Origin of the sequence: Pseudomonas yangonensis (assembly GCF_009932725.1) — a bacterium.
In the GTDB taxonomy this organism is placed as follows: Bacteria; Pseudomonadota; Gammaproteobacteria; order Pseudomonadales; family Pseudomonadaceae; genus Aquipseudomonas; species Aquipseudomonas yangonensis.
On record NZ_BLJU01000008.1, the window covers coordinates 1 to 17,637 of the forward strand.

Below are 17,637 nucleotides of genomic sequence, written 5' to 3' on the forward strand. Positions count from 1 at the left end.
GCGTTTTCACACGCTCTGATACGCCGGCTTTTTTTCACTCGTGATTCTGCTTCAAACCACTCTCAGCCTGCACCAACAGATTGCGTATGTACGCATCATCGGCATAGCGCTGACTCAGATCGAGCAGATGGACATGAGCCTGCTCATAGTCCTCTAGCACCAGGTAGTTACGCACCAGTGCGATCTGGGTAATACGACCCGGCTCGATCTCGAAAGCAGCCTGGTTATAGGCAAGCGCCTTGCGATGATCGGAGTACTGCTCGCCGTTATCGCCCAGATAGAGCAGGCCCAGCACGTTATTGGCTGCCAGACCGCGGGGCTCCAGCGCATGTGCCTGCTCGAGCTTGGTGGCGGCTTCCGGCACCCTGCCCTGCATCAGATCGGCGTCAGCCATATTCACCAGGTAATCGTAGGAACCCTGTGGATAGTAGGCTGCAGCCTTGGCCGCGTATTCGCCTGAGCGCGGAAAGTCATTCAGCTCGTAATAGCCCAGCGAGATGAAGCGAAGCGCATGGGCCTTCTCCGCATCCGTTGCAGCCGAGCTATTGACCACCTCTTCGAACTTGGCAATCGCCTGCCGCGACTGTCCCGCGTCATGCAGTTGCGCAGCCTCGATCCTCAAGGCCTGCAGTTTCGCCTGCTCGGCCAGCGTCCGAGCGGCGTCACCGCACCCGACCAGCGCTGCCAGAAAACACGCCAGCACCAACATTCGCCCATTCATCAAACCTGTCCTTCCCTGACACGGAAGAGGTCGCCCTTCCGATCACTTCCTATGCAATTACTTGATTAACCGCCAACTGAAGGGGTAACGATAAGGTTGCCCTTCGTTGGCCTTGATCCCGGCGATGATGGTCAGCACCAGCGCCGCCAGGCCCAGCAGCATGAGCAGCGGGAAGCCGATCACCACCACCATGAGGATGAAGCAGACCACCGCAGCCAGCGCCACGCTGATCTGGAAGTTCAACGCTTCCTTGCCCTGGGCGTCGACGAAGGGGTCGAAGTCCTTCTTGATCTGCCAGACGATCAGCGGGCCGAGCAGATTACCGAAGGGGAACACCAGGCCGAGAAATGCGGCGAAGTGGCAGAACATGGCCCACTGGCGCGCTTCCTGGCTGGGCGTCGGAAGCGGGTTTTGCATATCGTCGTTCATCCTGGTGCTCCTTGCTCGGTTACGGGTTTCAGTCGACCAGAGCGGCCTTCTGCAGTTCAAAGATCTCGTCCATGCCTTTCTGCGCCAGGGCCAGCATGGCGTTGAACTCATCGGGCTGGAACGGCGCGCCCTCGGCCGTGCCCTGCACTTCGATGAAGCCACCGGCATTGGTCATCACCACGTTGAGATCGGTCTCGGCGGCGGAATCTTCCAGGTAGTCCAGATCCAGCACCGGCTCGCCCTGATAGATGCCGACCGATACGGCAGCGATCATCTGCTTGAGCGGCTCACCCTTGAGCGAACCACGCTTCTTCAGCACCTTCAGCGCATCGATCAGCGCCACCATGGCGCCGGTGATGGAGGCGGTGCGGGTGCCGCCATCGGCCTGGATCACGTCGCAATCGACGTACAGGGTGTTCTCGCCCAGCTTGCTCATGTCCAGCGCAGCGCGCAGCGAGCGACCGATCAGGCGCTGGATTTCCAGAGTGCGGCCACCCTGCTTGCCGCGGCTGGCCTCACGCTGGTTACGCTCGCCGGTGGCGCGCGGCAGCATGCCGTATTCGGCAGTCAGCCAACCCTGGCCCTGACCCTTGAGAAAACGCGGCACGCCGGATTCGACGCTGACGGTGCAGATCACCTTGGTATCGCCGAACTCGACCAGTACCGAACCCTCGGCATGCTTGGTGTAGTTGCGGGTGATGCGAATCGAGCGCAACTGATCGGCGGCGCGGCCACTGGGACGTTTCATCGAGCGATACCTACTTCGTTAAGTGAAAACAGCACGCATTATAGGGGGCGGTCGGCCGCGACGACATGCCGAATTGGCAGCGACTGACCGCAGGCCTGATCGCCTGCACATGAAATGGGCAGGCGCGCTGCGCTACAATCCTGCGTTTTTCGAGCCGACTTTCGCGAGGTATCCCATGGTTCACAGCATGACGGCCTTTGCCCGCAGCGAGCAGGCAACCGCCCACGGCACACTGAGCTGGGAGCTGCGCTCGGTCAACCACCGCTACCTCGAGCCGCACCTGCGCCTGCCCGACGCGTTCCGCGATCTCGAAGGCGCGGTGCGTGAGGCGCTGCGCCAGGGCCTTTCGCGCGGCAAGGTGGAATGCACGCTGCGCTTCGCCGAGGAAAGTGCCGGCAAGCAACTGCAGGTCGACAGCGAGCGGGCGCGCCAGCTGATCGCCGCCGCCGAACAGGTCGCCGCGCTGATCCAGCAACCGGCGCCGCTCAACCCGCTGGAAGTGCTGGCCTGGCCTGGCGTGCTGGTGGCCGACTCGGCCGACCCGCAAGCGCTCAACGCCGCCGCGCTGAAGCTGTTCGACCAGGCATTGGGCGAGCTCAAGACCGGCCGCGCCCGGGAAGGCGCCGAGCTGGCCAAGCTGCTCAACGAGCGCCTCGACAGCATCCTCGATGAAGTCGCTGCCCTACGCGAACTGGTGCCGCAGATGCTCGCCGGCCAGCGCCAGAAGATCGAAACCCGCTTCGCCGAGATGCAGGCCGAGCTCGACCCGCAACGTCTGGAGCAGGAGCTGGTGCTGCTGGCGCAGAAGAGCGACGTGGCCGAGGAACTGGATCGCCTGAGCACCCATGTCAGCGAAGTGCGTCGCGTGCTCAAGGCCGGCGGAGCTGCCGGGCGGCGCCTGGACTTCCTGATGCAGGAGCTCAACCGCGAGGCCAACACCCTCGGTTCCAAGGCCTTCGACCCGCGCAGCACGCAGGCGGCGGTCAACCTGAAAGTGTTGATCGAGCAGATGCGCGAGCAGGTGCAGAATATCGAGTAACGCCAGCCAGACGGCTGCTATCTTTCTTTCGCTCAACGTTTTTCAGGACGCTTCTTTCATGGCCATCACCACCGGCACCCTCTATATCGTTTCCGCACCCTCGGGCGCCGGCAAGACCAGCCTGGTCAAGGCCCTGATCGAGAGCGAGCCGCAGATTCGCGTCTCGGTATCCCACACCACCCGCGCCATGCGCCCGGGCGAAGTGGACGGAGTCAACTACCACTTCGTCGACCATGCACGGTTCAGCGCGATGATCGAGCGCAGCGAGTTCCTCGAGCATGCCCAGGTCTTCGACAACTTCTACGGCACCTCGCAGAAGTGGGTCGAGCAGACCCTGGCCGAAGGCTTCGATCTGATCCTGGAGATCGACTGGCAGGGCGCGCAACAGGTGCGCAAGCTGATGCCGCAGGCCAAGTCCATCTTCATTCTGCCGCCGACCCAGGAAGCACTGCGCCATCGCCTGACCAACCGCGGCCAGGACAGCGGCGAGATCATCGAGCGCCGTATGCGCGAGGCGGTCAGCGAAATGAGCCACTACGTCGAGTACGACTACCTGGTGATCAACGATGACTTCAATCACGCCCTGAGCGATCTGAAAGCCATCTTCCGCAGCAACCAGCTGGCCCAGGCTCAGCAGCAGCAGCGCCATGCCGGCCTGCTCAGTGAACTGCTGGCCTGAAAGCGGCTGCAGGCGGCAAGCTACAGGCGGCAGGCCAAAGCGGGATCGCCTGTAGCCTGTAGCCTGTAGCCTGTAGCCTGTAGCTACGCTACAATTCTCAGTCCGCTCGCCCGCTCGGGCCAAGCTTATCCGCACAAGTTACGAGGAACACCATGGCTCGCGTTACCGTCGAAGATTGCCTGGACAACGTTGATAACCGCTTCGAACTGGTCATGCTCGCGACCAAGCGTTCGCGCCAGCTGGCCACCGGCGGCAAAGAGCCGAAAGTGGCTTGGGAAAACGACAAGCCCACCGTGGTTGCCCTGCGCGAAATCGCTGCCGGCCTGGTGGACTATGAAGTGGTCGCCCAGGAAGACATCGTCGAAGAAGAACCGCTGTTCGCTGCCTTCGAGGAAGAGGCCAACGAGCCTCTGTAAGTCGATGATGCCGGGTCGAAGTCGCGCGGCGCAGGGCCACAGCTGCCAACGGGAGAGTCTCCCATGGCTGGCATAGACGCTCTCGCCGATCGGCTTTCGGCCTATCTCGGCCATGATCAGGTCAACCTGGTCCGCCGAGCCTACTTCTACGCCGAACAGGCGCACGATGGCCAACGCCGCCGCAGTGGCGAAGCCTACGTGACCCATCCGCTGGCCGTGGCCAGCATCCTCGCCGACATGCACATGGATCATCAGAGCCTGATGGCCGCCATGCTGCACGACGTCATCGAAGACACCGGCATCGCCAAGGAAGCGCTCAACGCGCAGTTCGGCGAAACCGTGGCCGAACTGGTCGACGGGGTCAGCAAGCTGACCCAGATGAACTTCGAGACCAAGGCCGAGGCGCAGGCCGAGAACTTCCAGAAAATGGCCATGGCCATGGCCCGCGACATCCGCGTGATTCTGGTCAAGCTCGCCGACCGCCTGCACAACATGCGCACCCTCGATGCCATGCCGCACGAGAAGAGCCGGCGCATCGCCAAGGAAACCCTGGAAATCTACGCCCCCATCGCCAACCGGCTGGGCATGCACAACATGCGCGTGGAATTCGAAGACCTGGGCTTCAAGGCCATGCACCCGATGCGCTCCGAGCGCATCCGCGCCGCCGTACGCCGCGCTCGGGGCAACCGCAAGGAAATCGTGGCCAAGATCGAGGAATCGATCCAGATGTGCCTGCAGCGCGAAGGCATGGAAGGCGAGGTGATCGGCCGCGAGAAGCACCTGTACAGCATCTACCAGAAGATGCGCGGCAAGCGTAAGGCGTTCAACGAGATCATGGACGTCTACGCCTTCCGCATCATCGTCGACAAGGTCGACACCTGCTACCGCGTGCTCGGCGCCGTGCACAACCTGTATAAACCGCTGCCTGGCCGCTTCAAGGACTACATCGCGATTCCCAAGGCCAACGGCTACCAGTCGCTGCACACCACGCTGTTCGGCATGCATGGCGTGCCCATCGAGATCCAGATCCGTACCCGCGAGATGGAAGAGATGGCCAACAACGGCATCGCCGCGCACTGGCTGTACAAGTCCAACGACGACGAGGTGCCCAAGGGCAACCATGCCCGTGCACGGCAGTGGGTCAAGGGTGTACTGGAACTGCAGCAGCGCGCCGGCAATTCGCTGGAGTTCATCGAAAGCGTGAAGATCGACCTGTTCCCGGACGAGGTCTACGTGTTCACGCCCAAGGGCCGCATCATGGAGCTGCCGAAAGGCTCCACCGCGGTCGACTTCGCCTACGCGGTGCATACCGACGTCGGCAATACCTGCATCGCCTGCCGCATCAACCGCCGCCTGGCTCCGCTGTCGCAGGCGCTGGAAAGCGGCTCGACGGTGGAAATCGTCACCGCGCCGGGCGCCCGTCCGAATCCGGCCTGGCTCAACTTCGTGGTCACCGGCAAGGCGCGCACGCACATCCGCCACGCCCTCAAGCAGCAGCGCCGCTCGGAATCCATCAGCCTCGGCGAACGCCTGCTGAACAAGGTCCTGGCCAGCTTCGACACGCACCTGGAGAAGATTGCCCCCGAGCGCGTACAGGCGGTGCTCGGCGAATACCGCCAGGAAGTCATCGAGGATCTGCTCGAAGACATCGGCCTGGGCAATCGCATGGCCTATGTCGTGGCCCGTCGTCTGCTGGCCGAGAGTGGCGACGAGACCCTGCCGAGCAGCGAAGGGCCGCTGGCGATCCGTGGCACCGAAGGCCTGGTGATGAGCTACGCCAAGTGCTGCACGCCGATTCCGGGCGACCCCATCGTCGGCTACCTGTCCGCCGGCAAGGGCATGGTGGTGCACATGGAAAGCTGTCGGAACATCGTCGACATCCGCCACAATCCGGAAAAATGCATCCAGCTCAACTGGGCCAAGGATGTCACCGGCGAATTCAACGTCGAACTGCGCGTCGAGCTGGAACACCAGCGCGGCCTGATCGCCCTGCTGGCCAGCAGCGTCAATGCCGCCGATGGCAACATCGAGAAGATCAGCATGGACGAACGCGACGGCCGCATCAGCGTCGTGCAGCTGGTGGTCAGCGTGCATGACCGCGTGCACCTGGCCCGCGTGATCAAGAAACTGCGCGCGCTCAAGGGCGTGATGCGTATCACCCGAGTACGCGCCTGACACAATTCCCCTATTTCGATTCTGTAGGCTGGGCGCTCGACCCAGCCAGTTCTCACAAGGAGCGATTCATGAGCAAGACCGTCATCACCAGCGACAAGGCCCCCGCCGCCATCGGCACCTACTCCCAGGCGATCAAGGCCGGCAACACCGTCTACATGTCCGGCCAGATCCCGCTGGACCCGGTGAGCATGGAGCTGGTCGAAGGCTTCGAAGCACAGACCGTGCAGGTGTTCGAGAACCTCAAGGCCGTTGCCGAAGCCGCCGGCGGCTCGTTCAAGGACATCGTCAAGCTGAACATCTTCCTCACCGACCTCTCGCACTTCGCCAAGGTCAACGAGGTGATGGGCCGCTACTTCGAGCAACCCTACCCGGCCCGTGCCGCCATCGGTGTGGCCGCCCTGCCGAAGGGTGCACAGGTGGAAATGGACGCCATCCTGGTCATCGAGTAAGTCATTCGAGCGGGGCACCAGGCCCCGCTCTCCCCGTTCCCCGGCATGGAGATCGCCATGCGTCTGCTTGCTCTGCTGTTACTGGCCGCCCTGCTCGGCGGCTGCGCCAGCGCGCCGAACAACGACCCGAGCGGAACCTGGATCAACCAGGCGGCCATCGACGCCGCACGCGAAAGCGGTCGTCTGCGCGAAGCTCTGCTCGCCTACGGCCCCAACCTCGAATGGCAGATCGACCCGGAGCAACGCCAGGCCAGCTACAGCAACGGCTTCGAACTGGCCGAGGGCAGGCTGCAGAGCGCAGGGGAAGGCCGCTGGCAGGTAACCTTCTATGGCGACTACAAGGAGCAGCTTGCCATTCAGAACGGCGAACTGGTGCAGATCGCCAGCGGCTACTGGCCCGAACAGCACTTCGCCCGTGTTTCCGGCGAGTCCAAAGCGCTGGGCAGCAGCTTCGAACAGGCGCTGTACCGCGACTACCTGGGCGGCGACTGGCTGATCGAGGAAGGTCTCGGCCAGGGTGGCCTGGTGCGCTTCAACAGCGACGGTCAGGTCCAGGGCCTGCCTGGCGCCGAACGCTTCGCCCTGTGCCTGGCGGGTGATTGCGCGGCCATGAGCGGCGAACATGACAGCATCTGGCTGCAGGCCGGCGAGCAGGGCAGCCCCTGGCTGTTCGTTCATGAAGGCAATCAGCTGCGCATCTTCGAAGCGCAGAACCGCGCACAGTTCGACGAGATGCCCGAGTACCAGCCCGGCCCGCAGCGCTGGTTGCTCAAGCGCCGCTGATCGCAATGCGCCGCCCGGCAAGGAGCGGCGCCACGCTACAAGGCACCCAGCAACAACCAGCCACCCAGCACCAGCAGCAAGCCGCCACAGCCACGGTCCAGCCAGCGCACGCGACGCTGCAACCAGCCACGCCAGCGTGCCTGATCAAGCAGGCGCACCAGCGCCAGATCCCAGAACAGCACCACCAGGGTCATCCACAACATTGCCAGACCCAGCCCCCAGGCCGGCATCGCCGATTCGCGCAGCACCCCGAACAGCCCGACATAGAACAGCGGCAGTTTGGGGTTGAGGCTGCTGGCCAGAAGCCCCTGGCGCATGCCTTTCCACACCCCGCCCAGCTTCGGCTGATCGCCTTGCGGCAGCATCAGCTCCCGCTGCGAAGCCAGCGCCTGCAGACCGACCCAGGCGAAATACAGCCCGCCGACAAGCTGCAAGCCGCGCCACAGCCAGCTGCCTTCGGCAGGCAACAACGCCAGGACGAACAGTACCAGCAGCATGCTCAGCAGGTTGGCCAGGGCGATGCCACAGGCGCAACCATCGGCCTGGCGCCGTCCTTTCGTCAGCGCGGTACGAATCAACAGAAAAAAGTCCGGCCCCGGCGACAGCAAGGCCGCGAAATGAGTACCGGCAACCAGCAGAAACAGCGCGAACATGAAACCTCCGTTTGGCGGAGGCAGTGTCGACAATGACCGGTAGCGCTGTATTGGAAGAAAGTCAGGCTCGCCAGCGTCGCTGGTCGAGGCTGTTTAGTCCTGCATGTGAGGCGCCCCGATGCCGCAACCGCGCCGCATCAGGCTTGCGCCAGCATGCGAAAACGGCCTGGAGTGACCCCGGTAAAGCGGCGAAAAACGCCGTTGAAATGAGCCTGGTCGTAGAAGCCCAGGCCCAGCGCAACCTCGGCCAGCGTCTGGTCCTGCAGCAACCTGCGCTTGGCCTCTCGCACCCGGCGCTGCAGCAGATAGGTATGCGGCGGCACGCCATAGGCACGGCGGAAGGCTTCGATCAGGTGGCGTGGGTGACGCTGCACCAGTGCGGCCAGCTGCTCCAGACTGACGGCCTCGGCGTAGTGCGCTTCCAGGTAATCGCGCAGGTACGCCGTCACCCCGCTGTCACGAAATGCCGGGCGCACCTCGCGCAAGCCACCGTGACGCACGAACACCAGCTCCAACAGCGCCAGCAGCTCACTCTCCAGCGCCAGCGCATCGCCCCGCTCGAACTCGCCGGCCAGCCGCGCCAGACCTGCCGCGACCTGACCGTCGTCATGCCGATTGAGTGTACTGAAGCCATTGGGCAGACGCTTGCGCCCGAGCAGCGCGGGCAGACGCGATTCCTCGATATAAAGCATGCGATAGACGACCCGCGCCGACTCAGCATGCCCGGTATGCGGCTCCTCGGGATTCATCAGCGACAGGGTGCCGGCAGGCAGCGCATAGCGCTGACCACGGCACTGGTAGCCCCCGACACCCCGCACGATGGCACCGATGGCAAAGGCATCGTGGCTGTGGCGGCCGAACGCCTGACCGGAGAAGTCGGCGTGGAACAGCTCGACGCCCGGCAGCCAGGGCTTGGCCAGCAGACTGTTGGCGTCCATCTCAGCGCTCGGCGAGGATCGCCGCATAACCCTCGCGATAGCTGGGATACTGCGGCGCCCAGCCAAGGGCGCGGGCGCGGGCATTGCTGCAACGCTTGCTGCCGGCGCGGCGCACGCGCTGCTCGTCGCTCCAATGGCTGACGCCCAGGCGCTCGCGCAACCAGGCCACCACCTCGTGCAGCGGCGCCGGCTCGTCATCGACGCCCAGATAGCAATCGGCCAGGGGTATGCCCGCAGCGTCCGCCTGCAGCAGCGTGGCGAGCAGCCCCGCTGCGTCATCGACATGAATGCGATTGCCATAGAGCGGCGGCGTCTCGTTGACCCGGTAGCCACCGCGCACTTGCCCCAGCAACCACTCGCGGCCAGGGCCGTAGAGGCCGGTCAGGCGCACCGTGGTCGCAGGCAGGCCGCTGTCGAGCGCGACGCGCTCGGCCTCGCGCATGATCACCGCAGAAAAACTCTGGGCTTCGGCCGCAGATTCCTCGTCTACCCATTCGCCGTCCTGCTGCCCATACACCCCGCTGCTGGAGGCGAACAGGATGCGCCGCGGTCGCTGGCCATGCAGCGCCAGCCAGCCCAGCACGCGGCGCAGGCCATCGACATAGGCGGCGCGGTAGCCGGCTTCATCGTGCTGGGTGGCGGCCGCGCAGTACACCAGATAGTCCAGCTGCCCCTGCGGCCAATCCGGCGGGCAGGCATCGGCATGCAGATCGCCCGCCAGCGGTTCGATCGCAGCAGGCAGCGCGGCTACGTTGCGGCGCATGCCCAGCACGCGCCAACCCTGTTCGGCCATACGCAGGCCAAGACGGGTACCGACGTCCCCGCACCCGGCAATCAGCAGGCTGTTGCATCCCGACATGCTGTTCTCCATGACTTAAGCAAAGGCGCAGTGTAACAGCCCGTTTGAAGTCGTCAGCGGAGGGCATGGAGGCTGGAGATAGGACAGCGCAGAGGCGCAAGTCGAGATAGTTTTGCAACAGTCTATTAGCGCGGTTGGTTCATCTGTTTGCAAAGGCTATGCTTGGCAGCAACTTAATGGATAAACACTATGACCCTCACCGAACTGCGCTATATCGTCACCCTCGCCCAGGAACAGCATTTCGGCCGCGCCGCCGAGCGTTGCCATGTCAGCCAGCCGACCCTGTCGGTCGGCGTGAAGAAGCTGGAGGATGAGCTCGGTGTGCTGATCTTCGAGCGCAGCAAGAGCGCGGTACGCCTGACCCCGGTCGGCGAAGGCATCGTTACCCAGGCACAGAAGGTGCTGGAACAGGCCCAGGGCATTCGCGAGCTGGCTCAGGTCGGCAAGAACCAGCTGGCCGCGCCGCTGAAGATCGGCGCCATCTACACCGTCGGCCCTTATCTGTTCCCGCATCTGATTCCGCAGCTGCACCGGGTCGCCCCGGACATGCCGCTGTACATCGAGGAGAACTTCACCCACATCCTGCGCGACAAGCTGCGCACCGGTGAGCTGGACGCCATCATCATCGCCCTGCCATTCCAGGAGGCCGATGTACTGACCAAGCCGCTGTACGACGAGCCGTTCTATGCTCTCCTGCCGGCCGGCCACCCCTGGGCAGCGATGGAAACCATCGACACCAAGCTGCTCAACGACAAGAGCCTGCTGCTGCTCGGCGAAGGCCACTGCTTCCGCGATCAGGTGCTGGAAGCCTGTCCGACCCTGCGCAAGGGCGGCGATGACCACGGCAAGCACACCACGGTGGAGTCCAGCTCGCTGGAAACCATCCGCCATATGGTCGCCTCCGGCCTGGGCGTGTCGATCCTGCCGTTCTCGGCGGTGGACAGCCATCACTATGCGCCAGGCGTGATCGAAGTGCGTCCGCTCAGCGCGCCAGTGCCGTTCCGTACCGTGGCCATCGCCTGGCGCGCCAGCTTCCCGCGGCCCAACGCCATCGAAGTGCTGGCCGACTCCATCCGCCTCTGCTCGGTCGCCCGCAGCCCGCAGACCAAGAGCGCCTGAGGCCGGACGTGAGCGAGCTGTCAGCGGTTTCCGTCACTGCGCTGAAAGGCGTAGGCGCCGCGCTGGCGGAAAAACTGGCCAAGGTCGGCCTGGAAAACCTGCAGGACGTGCTGTTCCACCTGCCACTGCGCTACCAGGATCGCACCCGCATCACCCCCATCGGGGCACTGCGACCGGGGCAGGATGCGGTGGTCGAGGGCATCGTCGCCGGTGCCGACGTGGTCATGGGTCGGCGGCGCAGCCTGCTGGTGCGTCTGCAGGACGGCAGCGGCACGCTGAGCCTGCGCTTCTTCCATTTCAGCCAGGCGCAGAAGGAAGGCCTCAAACGCGGCACGGCGCTGCGCTGCTACGGCGAGGTACGCCCCGGCGCCACCGGCCTGGAGATCTACCATCCGGAATACCGCGCGCAGAGCGGCGACGAGCCGGCCCCGGTGGAACAGAGCCTGACCCCCATCTACCCGACCACCGAAGGCCTGACTCAGCAGCGCCTGCGCCAGCTCAGTCAGCAGGCACTGGCGCGCCTGGGCCCCCGCAGCCTGCCGGACTGGCTGCCTGACGAACTGGCCCGCGACTATCGCCTGGCGCCGCTGGATGAGGCCATCCGCTACCTGCACCGACCGCCGCCGGACGCCGATCTCGAAGAGCTCGCCGAAGGCCGTCACTGGGCCCAGCATCGCCTGGCCTTCGAAGAGCTGCTGACCCACCAGCTGTCGCTGCAGCGTCTGCGCGAACAGGTGCGCGCGCAACAGGCGCCGGCCCTGCCGCCAGCGAAGAGGCTGCCGCAGCAGTATCTCGACAACCTCGGCTTCGCCCCCACCGGCGCGCAACAGCGCGTCGGCGCCGAGATCGCCTATGACCTGGCGCAGAGCGAACCCATGCTGCGTCTGGTGCAGGGTGATGTCGGCGCCGGCAAGACGGTGGTCGCCGCCCTGGCTGCATTACAGGCGCTGGAGGCCGGTTATCAGGTGGCGCTGATGGCACCGACCGAAATTCTCGCCGAGCAGCACTTTCTCAACTTCAGCAAATGGCTTGCACCGCTGGGCCTGGATGTCGCCTGGCTGGCCGGCAAGCTCAAGGGCAAGGCGCGCGCCAGCGCGCTGGAACAGATCGCCGGCGGTTGCCCGATGGTGGTCGGCACCCACGCCCTGTTCCAGGACGAAGTGAAGTTCAGGCGTCTGGCCCTGGTGATCATCGACGAGCAGCACCGCTTCGGCGTACAGCAGCGCCTGGCCCTGCGCCAGAAAGGCATCGACGGACGCTTGAGCCCGCATCAGCTGATCATGACTGCCACGCCCATCCCGCGCACCCTGGCGATGAGCGCCTATGCCGATCTGGACACCTCGATCCTCGACGAGCTGCCGCCGGGGCGCACCCCGGTCAACACCCTGGTAATCGCCGACAGCCGCCGTGACGAGGTCATCGAGCGGGTGCGCAACGCCTGCCAACAGGGACGCCAGGCCTACTGGGTGTGCACCCTGATCGAGGAATCGGAAGAACTCACCTGCCAGGCCGCGGAAACCAGCTTCGAGGAACTCTCCGCCGCGCTCGGCGAGCTGCGCGTAGGCCTGATCCACGGGCGCATGAAACCGGCCGAAAAGGCCGCGGTGATGGACGAGTTCAAGCAGGGCCACCTGCAGCTGCTGGTGGCCACCACGGTGATCGAGGTGGGCGTCGACGTGCCCAACGCCAGCCTGATGATCATCGAGAACCCGGAAAGATTGGGATTGGCGCAACTGCACCAGCTGCGCGGCCGGGTCGGTCGCGGCAGCGCCGCCAGTCATTGCGTGCTGCTCTATCACGCGCCATTGTCTCAATTGGGCCGCGAACGCCTGGCGATCATGCGCGAGACCACCGATGGTTTCGTCATCGCCGAGAAGGATCTGGAGCTGCGCGGCCCCGGGGAAATGCTCGGTACGCGGCAGACCGGTCTGCTGCAATTCAAGGTCGCTGACCTGATGCGCGACGCCGACCTGCTGCCCGCCGTGCGCGATGCCGCGCAGGCACTTCTGGAACATTGGCCACAACATGTGGCTCCATTGCTGGAGCGCTGGTTGCGTCACGGCCAGCAATACGGTCAAGTGTGAACCTGTTCACAGGACAGCCGTCGCCACGAACCTTTGCACAAAGCCTCGCTGGTTATACTCCGAGGCACATGCGCCAACGCTGGATACCGATATGACTGAAGTCGCCCTCGCCGCCAACGCCAATCCGCAACCGCCCGCCGTGATCGTGCAACTGCTGGAGAAACTCGCCGTGCCCTATCAGGTACGTGCCGAGCGCCCGGGCCAGCCGAGCGAGGCGCGCCTGCAGGCCGTGCTGGTAGACGACGCCGTTGGCGCCCTGCTGGTGCTCTACCCGCGCAGCCACTTGCTGGATCTGTCGCGCCTGGCGGAACTGACCGGGCGCCAGCTCACCGCGGTCAAACCGGAGCGTCTGGAGCGCATGCTCGGCAAGCACAATCTGGCCGCCCTGCCCGGCTTGCCGCCGCTGACCAGTTCGCCCTGCCTCTATGAAGAACGCCTGCTGCAGGTCCCCAGCCTGCTGATCGATTCCGGCCTGCCCGGTGTGCTGCTGGAAATTCCCACCGAAGCCTTCAAGACCCTGCTGAGCAAGGCCAGCGCGGCGCGTTTCGGTGAGCCGGTCAGCGCGATCAGGCCGAACCTGGATCGCCCGCATGATGACCGCGAGGAGATCACCCAGGCCGTGCGCGCCTTTACCGCACGCCGGATTCAGCAGCGCCTGGAAGAAACCATCGAGATTCCGCCGCTGCCGGAAACCGCCCAGAAGATCATCAAGCTGCGGGTCGACCCCAACGCCACGGTGGACGACATCACCGGCGTGGTGGAAACCGACCCGGCGCTGGCGGCCCAGGTGATCAGTTGGGCAGCATCGCCCTATTACGCCGCACCCGGCAAGATCCGTTCGGTAGAGGACGCCATCGTTCGCGTGCTGGGCTTCGACCTGGTGATCAACCTGGCGCTAGGCCTGGCGCTGGGCAAGACCCTGAGCCTGCCCAAGGATCAACCGCAGCAGGCCACGCCCTACTGGCAGCAGGCGATCTATACCGCTGCAGTGATCGAGGGCCTGACTCGCGCCATGCCCCGCGCGCAGCGCCCGGAAGCCGGCCTGACCTACCTCGCCGGTCTGCTGCACAACTTCGGCTATATGGTCCTGGCGCACGTCTTCCCGCCGCACTTCTCGCTGATCTGCCGGCATCTGGAGGTCAACCCGCATCTGTCGCACAGCCATATCGAGCAGCACCTGCTGGGTATCACCCGCGAGCAGATCGGCGCTTGGCTGATGCGTCACTGGGATATGCCGGAAGAGCTGGCCAGCGCCCTGCGCTTCCAGCACGACCCGAGCTACGCCGGCGACAACGCCGCCTTCCCCAACCTGGTGTGCCTGGCCGTCAGCCTGCTGCGCAACCGTGGCATCGGCGCCGGACCACAGAGCGAGATTCCCGATGAGCTGTTCGAGGCTCTGGGGCTTAGCCGGGAAAAAGCCGAGGACGCCGTAAGCAAGGTGCTCAGTGCCGAAGTCGCGCTGCGCGAACTCGCGGCGCAGTTTCAGCATTCGCACTGACAGGCGTCCGGCCCGGTAATTACCGCTTGCTCGCCGTCTTGCGCAACTGCTCGCGGCGCTCGGCGAACAGCTGCGGCAGAACCGCCAGACTGACGGTGAGCAGTTGGCTGACGCTGGGATGCTCGTATAACGCCGCATACTCGGCCAGCTGATCGCTGGGCATCTGCCGGTAGGCATAGAACATGAAGGTTTCCACCGCCTGCCCGCTGGACTGGCGGATGGCGTCGGCCTGCTTCTGCGTCTGCGCCTGCAGCTCGGCCTCGCTGAGGCTTTCCCCCCGCGCCCTTAGCGCCAGTAGCGCCTGGGTCTTGCCGACTTCGTAACGCAGCAGGCTGGCCAGTTCGGTGGTGCGCGCGGCGGCATCGAGGCGTTTGACCAGTTCCAGACGCGCGCCTCGTGGCGGCTGTGCCTGCAATCGCTGGCGGTATTCAGCCAGCCCTTGCGGCTGCTCACCGACTGCACGTTCGGCCGCGGTGAAGCGCTGCGCCAGCGGGCTGTCGAGACGCTCATGCGCCTGCTCGGCTTGCGCAGCATCGAAACGGGAGCCGACCCGTTCAGCCAGTTCGAGACAGAACGCCTCGCTTGCGAACAGCTGCGCAAGGCGTTTCTGTTCGGCATCAGTCTGGCCGCGCTGCAACAACGGCGCACTCTGCTCGCAGAGTAAGTGGATACCCGCCAGCTCGAACAACGGCAACAGAGTTTTGGCGGAGGCCGGCTCGGCTCGCGCAGTGACGGCGACCAGCAACAGCAGGGGCAGGAGGAAAAGGCGCATGCTCAGGCTTTCCACAGGAACGTGCCTGGCAGCCTAACCAAAGCGTAGCGTCGCGGCCAGACGCGACGCGAACTGGTGCTATCAGGCAGCCTTTTTCGGTGCTTCGATCTTCTTCTTCGGCGTCAGGTACTTGGTCAGCCCCTGGAACCACATGACCAGTGCCGGATTGCCCTGGATCTGGATGTCCTTGTTCTGGATACCCTGCATGAAGGCCAGCTGTTTGTTCTTCGCAGTCATGGTCTCGAAGCCGTAGACGGCGTCCTTGAAACCAATGGCGAAAGCAGGCGCTTGAGCCACACCGCGTTTGCTGGTGACACGCTGACCGGCGACGATGAAGTGGCGGGCAACCTTGCCATCCAGGGTGTGCAGTTGAAAGACCATGTCGCGACCTTCGAGCTGCTGGCGGAATGCCGGGTTTTCACGGCTGGCCTTGGCCATCAGGCGACCCAGCATCCACAAAAGAAAACGGAATTTCATGCACAGGCCCTCGTGATCGAAGATGATGGGCGCGCATTGTAGTGGTTTTTCCGCAGGACTACAGCCTGTCGAAAGCATGGCTGCGATGACGGTGGGGTAACCAGGCTGCTTAGGGTTCCCGGAGCCGAGCGGCTCCGGGCAGCGGGCTCAGTTGACCGCGTCTTTCAGGGATTTGCCCGGCTTGAAGGCCACGGTGTTGCTGGCCTTGATCTTCACCGGTTGGCCGGTTTGCGGGTTCTTGCCCGTGCGGGCACCACGGTGGCGCTGGACGAATGTACCGAAGCCAACCAGGGTCACACTGTCCTTGCGGTTCAATGCACCGGTGATTTCTTCCAGTACGGCGTTGAGTACACGATTGGCCTGATCCTTGGTCAGATCAGCCTTTTCGGCGATGGCGGCGGCGAGTTCCGGTTTACGCATAGATGCCTCTTTGACGGTTTTTTGTTGTTGTGTCCGTGCTGTTCTTCCAGAACAGCGCCCAAGGCGCCGCAACAGCTCTGCGCTGCGGCAGACCCTTGGGAGAATGGCATGCCGCATCGCGCTGCGCCAGTGTCGCCCGCCACTTTAACCAGGCAAATTCGTGGCGTATCCGACAGAACGGCAGGCGATCATGCCAGCAGCGCGGGCAATTCCTTGTTCAGGGCCAGTTTCTCCTGCACCGCGGCGCCGGTCAGGGCATAACCGAGCAGAGCTCCGGAAGCCTCGCGGCAGAGCGCCTTGATATCGCTGCCGCTGCCTTCGACCGTCCATTGACCCTCGCGCCCACGCGGCGGCGGCGAAACCACCAGCGGACACACCGGCGTCTTGACCGTCACCGGCATCGGCCCGTAGCTGACCGCCGTCGGCTCGCCGGCCAGGGTCTTGGCCAAGGCACGGGCGCAGGCCATCAGTGGCATGACGTAAAGCAGGTTGAGACCATCGACCTCGGCGCAATCACCCAGGGCGTAGATATTGGCGTGCGAGGTGCGCAGGTGGCGGTCGACCATCACGCCACGGTTGATGTCGAGACCGGCAGCCGCAGCGAGCGCAGTCCGCGGGCGCAGGCCGACGGCGGAGACCACTGCGTCGCACGGGATCAGACGGCCATCGGACAACGTCGCCTGCAGCGCATCGCCCTGACGATCGAGGCTGGCCAGCACCGGGCCGAGGTGGAAAAGCACGCCCAGCCCCTCCAGGCCAGCCTGGACGGCGGACGCCGCAGCCGGATGCAGCAGCCCGGGCATCACCTGCTCACAGGGCGCCAGCAACTCGACCTCGTAGCCGCCGGCAGTCAGATCGTTGGCGAACTCGCAGCCGATCAGGCCGGCACCGAGGATCAGCACACGACGCTTGCCGGCCACGGCGGCGCGAAAACGCGCGTAGTCCTCCAGATCGTTGATCGGGAATACCGCGTCCTGCGCGTCACCTTCCACCGGGATGCGAATCGGCTCGGCGCCCCAGGCCAGGATCAGATCGCGATACGCCACGGCCTCCTCGCCGATCCACAGGCGCTTGTGGCCGGGGTCGATACCGGTGATGCGGGTGTGGGTGCGAATCTCTGCGTTGAGCTGCTCGGCCATGGCGCCGGCCTCGGCCATCGCCAGGCCATCGGCATCCTTGTTCTTGCCGAAGCCGGTGGACAGCATCGGTTTGGAATAGGAACGCCCGTCGTCGGCGGTAATCAGCAGCAGGGGCGTCTGCGTGTCGAGCTTGCGCCATTCCTTGGCCAGGTTGTAGCCGGCCAGGCCGGTCCCGACGATGACGACTGGTGCACTCATGCTGTGATTCCTCGCTACACAAACGACGCAACGGCCTGCTG

General features: G+C 64.6%; 19 protein-coding genes. 9 read left to right on the forward strand and 10 right to left on the reverse strand.

Going from position 1 to position 17,637, the window contains the following annotated elements:
- Positions 1–34: 34 nt before the first annotated feature.
- Genes GYB81_RS12500 through rph form a run of 3 tightly spaced genes read right to left on the reverse strand, consistent with a single transcriptional unit; the run spans position 35 to position 1,898 of the window.
- On the reverse strand, positions 35–721 hold the full coding sequence (locus GYB81_RS12500; RefSeq protein WP_233787566.1) for a tetratricopeptide repeat protein: 687 nt from the start codon (positions 719–721) through the stop codon (positions 35–37).
- 57 nt (positions 722–778) lie between these two features.
- Complete coding sequence (locus tag GYB81_RS12505; RefSeq protein ID WP_161867948.1) at positions 779–1,150, reverse strand: DUF4870 domain-containing protein; 372 nt, start codon at positions 1,148–1,150, stop codon at positions 779–781.
- Positions 1,151–1,178: 28 nt separating this feature from the next.
- Positions 1,179–1,898, reverse strand: coding sequence for a ribonuclease PH (gene rph / locus GYB81_RS12510; protein ID WP_161867947.1), 720 nt, complete (start codon positions 1,896–1,898; stop codon positions 1,179–1,181).
- A 175-nt stretch (positions 1,899–2,073) separates the two neighbouring features.
- Here rph and GYB81_RS12515 point away from each other — a divergent pair, with 175 nt between their 5' ends.
- The 6 genes from GYB81_RS12515 to GYB81_RS12540 all read left to right on the forward strand — a co-directional run bounded on the left by GYB81_RS12515 (position 2,074) and on the right by GYB81_RS12540 (position 7,439).
- A complete protein-coding gene (locus GYB81_RS12515) occupies positions 2,074–2,937 on the forward strand; it encodes a YicC/YloC family endoribonuclease (protein ID WP_161867946.1) in 864 nt (287 codons plus the stop codon).
- Between the two features lie 58 nt (positions 2,938–2,995).
- Positions 2,996–3,616 carry a guanylate kinase gene (gene gmk / locus GYB81_RS12520; protein ID WP_161867945.1) on the forward strand — a complete coding sequence of 207 codons (621 nt, stop codon included), beginning with the start codon at positions 2,996–2,998 and terminating at the stop codon, positions 3,614–3,616.
- 152 nt (positions 3,617–3,768) lie between these two features.
- Complete coding sequence (gene rpoZ, locus GYB81_RS12525) at positions 3,769–4,032, forward strand: DNA-directed RNA polymerase subunit omega (protein WP_003242550.1); 264 nt, start codon at positions 3,769–3,771, stop codon at positions 4,030–4,032.
- Positions 4,033–4,095: 63 nt separating this feature from the next.
- Positions 4,096–6,207, forward strand: coding sequence for a bifunctional GTP diphosphokinase/guanosine-3',5'-bis pyrophosphate 3'-pyrophosphohydrolase (gene spoT / locus GYB81_RS12530; protein ID WP_143501953.1), 2,112 nt, complete (start codon positions 4,096–4,098; stop codon positions 6,205–6,207).
- A gap of 68 nt (positions 6,208–6,275) precedes the next feature.
- Positions 6,276–6,656, forward strand: a complete 381-nt coding sequence (locus tag GYB81_RS12535) for a RidA family protein (protein ID WP_024310054.1) — start codon at positions 6,276–6,278, stop codon at positions 6,654–6,656.
- A gap of 57 nt (positions 6,657–6,713) precedes the next feature.
- On the forward strand, positions 6,714–7,439 hold the full coding sequence (locus GYB81_RS12540; protein ID WP_161867944.1) for a hypothetical protein: 726 nt from the start codon (positions 6,714–6,716) through the stop codon (positions 7,437–7,439).
- 35 nt (positions 7,440–7,474) lie between these two features.
- Here GYB81_RS12540 and GYB81_RS12545 read toward each other — a convergent pair whose 3' ends face one another.
- The 3 genes from GYB81_RS12545 to GYB81_RS12555 all read right to left on the reverse strand — a co-directional run bounded on the left by GYB81_RS12545 (position 7,475) and on the right by GYB81_RS12555 (position 9,889).
- Complete coding sequence (locus GYB81_RS12545; protein WP_161867943.1) at positions 7,475–8,092, reverse strand: LysE family translocator; 618 nt, start codon at positions 8,090–8,092, stop codon at positions 7,475–7,477.
- 137 nt (positions 8,093–8,229) lie between these two features.
- Positions 8,230–9,030: an AraC family transcriptional regulator gene (locus tag GYB81_RS12550; protein WP_161867942.1), complete on the reverse strand. Its 801-nt coding sequence runs from the start codon at positions 9,028–9,030 to the stop codon at positions 8,230–8,232.
- 1 nt (position 9,031) lies between these two features.
- A complete protein-coding gene (locus GYB81_RS12555) occupies positions 9,032–9,889 on the reverse strand; it encodes an NAD-dependent epimerase/dehydratase family protein (RefSeq protein ID WP_161867941.1) in 858 nt (285 codons plus the stop codon).
- A 189-nt stretch (positions 9,890–10,078) separates the two neighbouring features.
- On the opposite strand from GYB81_RS12555, the gene GYB81_RS12560 reads away from it, so the two are divergent.
- From GYB81_RS12560 to GYB81_RS12570, 3 genes are all read left to right on the forward strand, one after another.
- A complete protein-coding gene (locus GYB81_RS12560) occupies positions 10,079–11,008 on the forward strand; it encodes a hydrogen peroxide-inducible genes activator (RefSeq protein ID WP_161867940.1) in 930 nt (309 codons plus the stop codon).
- Positions 11,009–11,016: 8 nt separating this feature from the next.
- A complete protein-coding gene (recG, locus tag GYB81_RS12565) occupies positions 11,017–13,092 on the forward strand; it encodes an ATP-dependent DNA helicase RecG (RefSeq protein ID WP_161867939.1) in 2,076 nt (691 codons plus the stop codon).
- 91 nt (positions 13,093–13,183) lie between these two features.
- Positions 13,184–14,590 carry an aminoacyl-tRNA deacylase and HDOD domain-containing protein gene (locus GYB81_RS12570; protein WP_161867938.1) on the forward strand — a complete coding sequence of 469 codons (1,407 nt, stop codon included), beginning with the start codon at positions 13,184–13,186 and terminating at the stop codon, positions 14,588–14,590.
- Positions 14,591–14,609: 19 nt separating this feature from the next.
- Here GYB81_RS12570 and GYB81_RS12575 read toward each other — a convergent pair whose 3' ends face one another.
- The 4 genes from GYB81_RS12575 to GYB81_RS12590 all read right to left on the reverse strand — a co-directional run bounded on the left by GYB81_RS12575 (position 14,610) and on the right by GYB81_RS12590 (position 17,596).
- Entirely contained in the window at positions 14,610–15,362 is a 753-nt protein-coding gene (locus GYB81_RS12575; protein ID WP_178101924.1) for a hypothetical protein, read from the reverse strand.
- An 81-nt stretch (positions 15,363–15,443) separates the two neighbouring features.
- Positions 15,444–15,839: a helicase gene (locus GYB81_RS12580; RefSeq protein ID WP_161867936.1), complete on the reverse strand. Its 396-nt coding sequence runs from the start codon at positions 15,837–15,839 to the stop codon at positions 15,444–15,446.
- 147 nt (positions 15,840–15,986) lie between these two features.
- Positions 15,987–16,259: an HU family DNA-binding protein gene (locus GYB81_RS12585; protein WP_003242571.1), complete on the reverse strand. Its 273-nt coding sequence runs from the start codon at positions 16,257–16,259 to the stop codon at positions 15,987–15,989.
- 188 nt (positions 16,260–16,447) lie between these two features.
- Positions 16,448–17,596, reverse strand: coding sequence for an NAD(P)/FAD-dependent oxidoreductase (locus tag GYB81_RS12590; RefSeq protein ID WP_161867935.1), 1,149 nt, complete (start codon positions 17,594–17,596; stop codon positions 16,448–16,450).
- Positions 17,597–17,637 lie beyond the last annotated feature (41 nt).